Source organism: Streptococcus sp. HSISS2 (assembly GCF_000448665.1).
GTDB classification, from domain to species: Bacteria; Bacillota; Bacilli; order Lactobacillales; family Streptococcaceae; genus Streptococcus; species Streptococcus raffinosi.
Map to the genome: position 1 here is coordinate 1,160,903 of NZ_CM002133.1, position 7,380 is coordinate 1,168,282.

Here is a 7,380-nt window from a genome sequence, read left to right on the forward strand (position 1 = left end):
CAGTATTATCTACTTGTTTGCAAACCTCACTATCTTGATACCAAAGAAGGGAGATGTCATCATTTCTATAATAAGGAATAAGCGTTATCTGATCGTCTACTATTCTATTCATCTTTATTTTTCCTTATTTCTTCTTTAAAAAAGGCTCAACCAAATCAACCCAATCTTGAGGCAGATAAGCTGATAAATAGCCATGATGATAGCCCTTTGCTTCATACAAAATCGTATTTGGATGTAGCTGCTGAAATAATTTCGCCGATGCTTTCACACAGTTTAATTCTTTTTCACCATAGATATACAAAACCTGAGCTTTGCTAGCAGAAATCCTATCTTTCAGTTTGTAACGCCCCATATAGTCTTTGTAAATGGTCACCATTGTTTTGACAGGCGTCCTTGGCAGATCCTCCAAATAATAAGCTTTTATTTCCTCTGGATAAGCCAGTTTAGGATAGAGTTTGTTCATCATGCTTAACTGAAGTTTACAAGAGAATTTATTGAACATCAATTTACCAAATAGAGACACTAGAAAGATGCTGATTTTAGCTAACCTTGGTTGAGGAATACAGAGGCTTCCGTCTATGATGGCCTTCTCAGCAATTTCACCGTCTAAAGACAAAAGCTCCATGGCAATTTGACCACCAAGTGAAACACCACCGATTGCAAACAATTTCCCACCACAGTTTGCTTTGATATAGTCTAGAATCTCCAAAGCAGAATCTTCAGTAGAAACATAATCAAGTTGATATTCCTCGCCGTGGCCATTCAAAGTGGGTAAAATAACACGATATTCTTCTGACAAGATTCGTGCTTGACGAAGATAATTCCACCAAGAACTGCCACCACCATGTATCAGTAAGATAGGAGGCAAATTCTTATCACCAAATTCATGAAATTTCATGTTTAAACTCCTTACTTTAGGACTTTCACTTGCTACATCCTTGTTTAATCAGCTCGTACAAGCAGTGATACCGCCTCAACATGGCACGAGTGAACACTAAGTATTCCATGTAGTCTTGTCTGTATATGGAAACATATCTATAAACCTTTTAACGATATCATAAAGTTATCGTTAAAAGGTATTAGCTCGACAAACTGGGATTTGTTTATTTTTGACACTCCTCTATTTTGCATCTATACTCATCCAGAAGTTGCCTTGAATAGATTTTTTCATTTGTTGAATCTCTGACCTCTTTCCATAGAATAGCAGCAACTTTTAACTTATTAGAATAAAAGTCGCTAAATTCGTCTGAGCAAAAGTCCTTTAGGAATTGATTCCATTGACAAACTGAGTGATCATACTTAGCATAGTCTGACTCGCCATAGTATACTTTCAGCATATCTTGAATTGTAAAGTTTAAGTCATTTCCAGCTTTCACTTTTCGCCAAGCTGTAGCCATGTCAGCATTAAATTTGAATGGTTCAACACCTGTTGCAACCGAAAAATACTCTCGAAATTTTTGATTAAATGAAAAGCCACATTCAAGCAATGGCGTATTTAATGTTATCGCTTCGGCTTGTTTTTCTTTACTTTCTTTACAGACTTTTCTATTCTATTCCCCTTGAAATATTGTTCTATAATATAATTCAGCTCCTGTTTTGTTCTTCTGTATTCTAATCCAAGAGACTTACAAATTTGCGAAAGCTCTTCTCGATACCAATAGTATCTGTTAAATTCCTCAAATGATTTTATATTGCTAAAATCCGGTCGATTTTCTCTCAACTACTTACCTCAAACATCTAATTTTTCTTTGCTTAAAAATAAATTCCATAAACTCTTTAGCAAACTTTACGACAAGTTCATGATCAAGTGCAGTGGCTAAGGTTTCTTCATTATAATTAGCTGTTAGTGTCCAATTATATAATCCGTGCTTCTTTTTCGCTAATAACTCTTGATAAATAGCTTCATTGGAAAACCACGCAACTGCTGCCCAAATTATAAATTTTGCATCTCTAATTCCTTGAATCACTTCACTATAATGATTTTACCACAAATCCCCATTTAATATTTTTGAAATCCCCTCAAATCCCCATTCGACAATCATGCTTTTGTGACATTTGCCTTTCTAAAAAGACATCTTCTCAGGTGCCTTTATGTTTAGTCATTAAGCTCTAAATACTTGTCATTCGCTGTAAGTAATTTTTGATAATAATCTTTATCAAACTTTTGCTTCATAATACTTGATTGCTTTTCTAGTCAAACCAGTTTTTCTTGTTATCCATTCCCTAGTGTCAACTCTTGTCTATGGCTATGTTTCCAGTCAATCTCATTTATCCTAAAAACAAGACTTACTCCAAACTACCGATACAGTTTAAAGATAGCATTAGAATAAGCCTTTATTTTATATACTTTATTTACTTGGTGGCTATAATCCTTATGAGTAATGTTAGGACTTCAATTTGCAGTAGCACGCAACCAATCAAACTTCGCTTCGGTTGTTTTCTTGGGTATGCCTTGCCTCGGACGTACATCTGCTTTTACTTCGCTACTTCGTAGCTCATACAAGCAGTGTTACGCATTCCGTATAGCACGATACCTGCTGATCGATGTCGTCATATTGGAACATATCTGTGTAATTTGAGCCAAATATCGCTTGTTTGCGGAAACATATCTATTGGCATAATCTGCCCTTATCCAATCCGCTAACTAAACCCTTATCGTTAGTGGAAACATATCAAGTTTCTGCAGAAAGCTCTGTTGATAGTATCGACGAAAAGCTCATGGAACTTCAGCAAGAGCTTGTAAAAAAGACTAATTCCAAAGAAGTCTACGATGAAATTGCCGAGCAGATTTTTGAAATTAGAGAACAGCGCCAGCAAGCAACGATGGACACTGTTCAGAGCGATGAGCAGATAAGTCACATCACCGACTTACAGGATTTCATCAAGGCACAGACTGCTGACCTTACGGAATTTGACGAAGCCCTTGTAAAGCGCTGGCTCAAACAAATCACAGTCTGGCCTGACCACTGCACCGTAGAATTAAAATCCGGTGTATCGGTCGATATTGACAGATAAGCATAACTGCAAAAAGGCTCCCTATGTGTAGTCACAGTTTGAACATTCCCAAGCTTCTCCATCCTAATGTAAGCAACCACCGCATTCAGCGCATGGACGAACTTCATCATCGCCATCCTCTAATTCGCCTGAACAATATGGACAATGACTATATTCAGATTCATCATATACTTTATCACAAAATGGACACTGCTGCATAATTCCGCCTCCCTTCATATTAATTTCGACATCAAAACTTAGTCATTATCGTTTTGAGCAGATGTTACTAATTCCATCATCTTTTGCGCATATGTATCACCATCAATTTCTTCATTGGCATACTGTTGCATAAGCTCATCAATCTGTTCCTTAAGCTCTTCTCTTGTCATTTTTATCCTCCTTAATTAAAACGGCATATTGCAATGTCTGCAATAATAAGCCTTGCTATCTCTCATCTCGTGACAATGAGGACATTCAACTAAGTCTTCTTCGCCATCGGATGTTCTTGTTCTATGCGCACATCGAGAACAATAAATTGTATCACCCTCATCCCATAAAGTATTCTCATCTTCATTTCCACAATTTGCACATCGCATAGCTGTTACCTCCTTTTACTTTTTGAAAAGGCGAGAGAAAACCTTGCTACCTTCTGAAACAAGCTCCTCTGCGTGGTCGGAAACAAATTCAGCCACACTATACCATTCTTTCTTGAAGTGAAAAATAATTTCCCATCAATCAGTTTGGTAGGACATGTGTAATTTCGTCCGCCAGAAGTAATGTGACACCAATTTAAAATTTTGTTAATTCCCAATACAAGCATTTATTTTCTCTCCTTCATCACTGATTATCCGCTGCTTAATTATGATGTTTTTTCGAACACACACATTTTAGTTACTCTCTGCTTCCTCTGGATGTGTAGTAGCATCGTACTCTTTAATACCCTTTACGATTTCTTCCTTGGCCATTTCTATCTCATCAGCATTGTTTTTCTTTTAGATTTGAAATAATCAACTACTTTGATAGTTGCTGCAGTCAATAACGATGCTCCGATTGCTGCAACACCAATCCAAGGTGCCATCTCCATTTTGCCTGCATCTTTACTTGCCTTCTCAAGCAACTCAACATACTTTTCAGGGCCTCCAGCGGCCTTGGCTGCCTTTGATAATTCTGCATAATCCCATTTCTGTGCCATACTATTCCTCCTCTTGACCTCGAACCTTTTCATCAAGTTCTTTTATGAGCTTTTCAGCTTCATCGATACGTTGCTGCTCTTCTTCAATTTCCTCTTGAAGATGCTTTATACTTTTCTTCTTTCGAATAATGTTTTCTTTAGAAGATTGTATATTGGCTAACAATAGCTTACGTATTTCTGATGTATTTACATGAGTATTTTTGATTTCATCATTCTTAATAAGCTGTTGAGCAAGAAGTCCACCTACAATCGCAGCGGTTGCTGTAGTTAATCCAACCGGTGAAGCTAAAAGCCCACCTGCAATTCCTGCGTACTTAGGAGAGGCCTTCAGAAAAGCATCAAGCATAGATTTTGTTACTACATTTCCGCCTTTTCTTGATTCTTGAATTGCTTCAAGCTTACCTGAACGAATCCATCTTCTGACGGTTTCTGGATTTGTATTTAGCATATCAGCTATTTCTTTTACGCTATAAGTATCCATAGCAATTCCTCCTTGTAGCATTATTATATCACAACAAATGTAGTATTACTACAAACGTGTAGCAATAAATTGTTAATTTTATATTAACAAGCTCATATAACACAAAACCCTCCCAGCCATAATGGTTGAGAGGGAAATTATTACTTAAATATTGCTCGAAACCCCGAGTAATCGGGATAGGAAGTTACAATCAATTACAGCGCTCAACAATAATACTAAAAAAGATAAAACAGTTAAGATATTACTAATCATAGACATCCCTCCTCGAATACTTGCTAATGTTATGTGTCCTCATTTATACATGTTAGCATGCACCATCACTGGTTCCGGAGCAGGACTTAAATATTATATCATTTTTTACCCCATTTTTCAATTAGCAGCATATACGAAAAGACCGTATACATATTATTCCATTCTTCTTTTTTGCACAGAATATCGGAAAGCATTTCTATTCCATCATCCCCATATTTCTGATGAATTAAGCCAAGTGTCCAATGGTTTAACTTATTCTGATTAACATGAAGCACTCTGGCATTAAACACAGATTGATTATGTCCCAAATTTAATAGCTGTATTTTTACTTTTTCACTTAAATTCAAAGCTTTATATGTACGTAATACCATAATTCCGGGAGTATTTGAGTATATATTCTTAGCTTCATTCGTATTAGTACAAATAAATGCAACATCATCAAATGTAGCTCCTGAGAAATCAGTACCCTTTAAATTACAGTTATAAAACACTACATTCTTTAACTTTGCGTTTTTAAATGAAGTCCCTCTCATGTTGCAATTAAAGAAATCAACTCCTATAACATTAGCGTTTCTATAATTACAGTCAGTCATAATTGAAGCTTGATATTTTACATTATAAAAGCTCGCATCCACAAAACAAAGATTATGCATGTTTGCTTTATAATTAAATCTGTTAGAAATACCCTTCAATTTTTTGCTACAATGCGTCAGAGTAAAGAAGATAGGTTTTCCCATCTTAATTCGTATAGAATTTCTGGTATGCATATTCTTTCTTCTTTTGGCGTCTCTTTTTTCTTTGCTCTACCCATGGATAACCCTTTTCTCCTTCCATAGTATCTAATCCACTGCCTTCCATAGTGTCAACAGTTGAGTTGCCGGATTAGACAGCATCTAAATCACTCACTCAAATTGAGTTTGCAACCTAGATAACATCTATCCTATTGCCACAACCTTTGACATCTAATCCACTGCCTAAACCCTTTGACTGATTTTACAGTAGATATGTTTTCATATAAGAAATACGGACTTTCATGAGCTATTGCTAAATCTCAAAAAAGCCCGTAAATACGCTACTTTTCGCTATTTATTTCTCTTTCCTAGACATCAGACAGACCGTCTCAACATGATGCGTTTGCGGAAAAAGATCCACCGGCTGTACTTTCTTCAATTCATAGCCCAACTCTTGGTAGAGTTTGATATCACGCGCCATGGTTGCTGGGTTACATGAGACATAAGTAATCTTCTCAGGTTGCATGGCGACGCTGGCTTTGATGAAGCTTTCAGTCAAGCCCTTACGTGGTGGATCCACAATGATGACGTCTGGTTTGATGCCATTCTTACTCCACTTGGCCATGGCATTTTCAGCTGAGTCAGCCACATAGTGGGCGTTAGTAATGCCGTTGCGTTCTGCATTTTTCTTGGCATCTTCGACGGCTGTTTCGATGACTTCAACGCCGTAGACTTCCTTGACCTGTTTTGCAAATGACAAACCGATTGTCCCGATTCCTGAGTAGGCATCAATAACAATGCTATCGCTGTTTAGGTCTGAGAAGTCAATGGCTGTTTGGTAGAGTTTTTCAGCCATCTCGGTGTTAACCTGATAGAAAGACTGGGCAGAAATCTCATAGTCATTACCCAACATACTGTCTGTGATGGTGTCTTGACCATAAAGAGTTCGGAACTCCTTACCAAAGATGGCGTTAGTGTTCTTATCGTTGATGTTTTGGATGATAGAAACGACACTTGGGAAAGCTTCTGTAATTTTAGCAATGACTTGGTCAATACGGAAGACTTTTGGTCTGGTCGTTACAAAGACCAACATCATCTGACCTGAATAATGGCCACGACGAACCACCAAGTGACGAATCAAACCTGTCTGCTCCTTCTCGTCGTATGGTTTGAGGTCATAGCGACGGAGAAGGTCACGGACAAAGACAATGAGTTTATCAATTTCCTTGTCTTGGATAAGGAAATCTTCAATTGGAATCAAGTCGTGCGAATTCTTGCGGTAGAAACCTGTTTCAAGCTGACCTTTAACACGGCGAACAGGTACCTGAGCCTTGTTACGGTAGGCGTAAGGCGTCTCCATCCCCAATGTTTCAGTGACCTCTACGTCTGAGATGCCTGCTGTCTTATAGAGGTTGTCCACAACTTGTTTACGCTTGAACTTGAGCTGCTCCTCGTAGGTCATATGTCCAAAATCAGCAATCCCTGAACGGAGATAGGTTGCATCAATGTCCTGATTGCGGTTTGGTGAAAGGGTCACATACTCCTCAACCTTTCCAAAGCCGATATTTTTCTTGAGCTTAAGCACGCGCATCTTGATGACTTCACCTGGGAGGCATTATCCACGAAAAAGACAAAGCCATCCACCTTGGCAACGCCTGCTCCTTCATGTGTCAAATCGACAATTTCAACTTCTACAATATCGTTTTTATTTAACATAATTCAACTTTCTT

General features: G+C 37.8%; 7 protein-coding genes and 2 pseudogenes. 1 reads left to right on the plus strand and 8 read right to left on the minus strand.

Annotated elements, in window-relative coordinates:
• Positions 1 to 124 precede the first annotated feature (124 nt).
• The 3 genes and pseudogenes from HSISS2_RS05150 to HSISS2_RS05160 all read right to left on the minus strand — a co-directional run bounded on the left by HSISS2_RS05150 (position 125) and on the right by HSISS2_RS05160 (position 1,967).
• The gene (locus tag HSISS2_RS05150; protein WP_021145725.1) at positions 125 to 898 is read right to left on the minus strand and encodes an alpha/beta fold hydrolase; all 774 of its coding nucleotides are present in this window, start codon (positions 896 to 898) and stop codon (positions 125 to 127) included.
• A gap of 205 nt (positions 899 to 1,103) precedes the next feature.
• Positions 1,104 to 1,720: pseudogene (locus HSISS2_RS05155) on the minus strand (SAP domain-containing protein).
• Positions 1,721 to 1,724: 4 nt separating this feature from the next.
• A complete protein-coding gene (locus tag HSISS2_RS05160) occupies positions 1,725 to 1,967 on the minus strand; it encodes a hypothetical protein (RefSeq protein WP_014634163.1) in 243 nt (80 codons plus the stop codon).
• 751 nt (positions 1,968 to 2,718) lie between these two features.
• Here HSISS2_RS05160 and HSISS2_RS05165 point away from each other — a divergent pair.
• Positions 2,719 to 3,015: a hypothetical protein gene (locus HSISS2_RS05165; RefSeq protein ID WP_050816209.1), complete on the plus strand. Its 297-nt coding sequence runs from the start codon at positions 2,719 to 2,721 to the stop codon at positions 3,013 to 3,015.
• 236 nt (positions 3,016 to 3,251) lie between these two features.
• Here HSISS2_RS05165 and HSISS2_RS12105 read toward each other — a convergent pair whose 3' ends face one another.
• The 5 genes and pseudogenes from HSISS2_RS12105 to rlmD form a co-directional block, all read right to left on the minus strand.
• Positions 3,252 to 3,383 carry a hypothetical protein gene (locus HSISS2_RS12105; RefSeq protein WP_014634160.1) on the minus strand — a complete coding sequence of 44 codons (132 nt, stop codon included), beginning with the start codon at positions 3,381 to 3,383 and terminating at the stop codon, positions 3,252 to 3,254.
• A 578-nt stretch (positions 3,384 to 3,961) separates the two neighbouring features.
• Positions 3,962 to 4,186: a hypothetical protein gene (locus HSISS2_RS05175; RefSeq protein WP_021145727.1), complete on the minus strand. Its 225-nt coding sequence runs from the start codon at positions 4,184 to 4,186 to the stop codon at positions 3,962 to 3,964.
• Between the two features lies 1 nt (position 4,187).
• Positions 4,188 to 4,667 (minus strand): helix-turn-helix domain-containing protein, encoded by a 480-nt coding sequence (locus HSISS2_RS10875; RefSeq protein ID WP_014634157.1) that lies wholly within the window; start codon positions 4,665 to 4,667, stop codon positions 4,188 to 4,190.
• A 350-nt stretch (positions 4,668 to 5,017) separates the two neighbouring features.
• A complete protein-coding gene (locus HSISS2_RS05185) occupies positions 5,018 to 5,656 on the minus strand; it encodes a pentapeptide repeat-containing protein (protein WP_014634156.1) in 639 nt (212 codons plus the stop codon).
• A 349-nt stretch (positions 5,657 to 6,005) separates the two neighbouring features.
• Positions 6,006 to 7,366, minus strand: a pseudogene (gene rlmD / locus HSISS2_RS05190) (23S rRNA (uracil(1939)-C(5))-methyltransferase RlmD).
• Between the last annotated feature and the right edge of the window lie 14 nt (positions 7,367 to 7,380).